We start from the raw sequence: 968 nt of genomic DNA, 5'->3' as shown, positions 1-968 counted from the left end.
TTCGCGATTTGCAGCCGAAATTGAAGCTATGATTGGGCGACGAGCTCGGCGGGGATGCCCGGGCAGACCGAAAAAGCACTAGATTTTTTAGATGGAAAACGTGGTCTGTCCCCGTTTATACGTTTATAGTTTTGAGTACAACGCAGGCAAGGTGATTGGAACAAACGTCTCAGGCGCTCCAACATCGACAATCAAAATAAATGTTCGGGATGGTGTGATTCAGACTGCATTCCCGTACTAGTTAGGAATGGTTATGAGTAGTGGCGGCACACTAATGGAACAATTTGTCGTCCAAGAGTTGGACGACAGCGTTCGCTCTATTTTGAAAGATGCCTTTGATGAGCGGATGCGCTCAGAGAACGTTCTGTTGAGGGAGTTCGAGTTTAATTGCTTTGACGTTTCTCTAGATTTTGAAAAAGGCATTGTCACATTGCAAGATGTTCTTTCTGCTGGAGAGAGTAGCTCTCTTGATATACCGATGCGTGACTTTATCTCCGCTTGCGGTTTGAACGTCTCTTTTTAGCTGTAGACGCCTGGATGTGATCTGACACCGGCCTAGCGCCGGTGTTTTTTTACCCGAAAAACGGAGGCAGACCCTGAGGGATCCCCACAAACTTCATTGCGAGAACGGGGACGGACCACATTTATCGAGGGCTGGATAATGCTCCTTCAATTTAATCGTGGTCTGTCCCCGATTTCTCCTTGCATCTGATTCAACGAGGAAATAATAGATCAGTTTGCTTTTTTTCAGAGGATGATTACCTTTTTTATTTAGAGCTGCTTGCTGAACAGGCCAACAAAAATTCGTGTGAAATTCACGCATGGTGTCTTATGACTAATCATGTCCATTTGTTGATTAGCCCTCATGAGCACAGCAGTACCAGTTTGCTTATGAAAGGAATAGGGCAACGATATGTGCAATACATAAATCGTACATATGGACGTAGTGGGACTTTATGGGAAGGACG

General features: G+C 45.1%; 1 protein-coding gene and 1 pseudogene. Both read left to right on the top strand.

The genetic code is table 11. From position 1 onward, the window contains the following. Nucleotides 1-253: 253 nt before the first annotated feature. Nucleotides 254-523 (top strand): hypothetical protein, encoded by a 270-nt coding sequence (locus JUI81_RS31640; RefSeq protein WP_096480011.1) that lies wholly within the window; start codon nucleotides 254-256, stop codon nucleotides 521-523. A 176-nt stretch (nucleotides 524-699) separates the two neighbouring features. Further along, nucleotides 700-968: pseudogene (locus JUI81_RS31635) on the top strand (transposase); the annotation flags it as partial.

Source organism: Pseudomonas sp. 008 (assembly GCF_016861935.1).
In the GTDB taxonomy this organism is placed as follows: domain Bacteria; phylum Pseudomonadota; class Gammaproteobacteria; order Pseudomonadales; family Pseudomonadaceae; genus Aquipseudomonas.
Note: the sequence above shows the minus strand (reverse complement) of the source record. Positions and strands in the feature narration are given on the sequence as shown.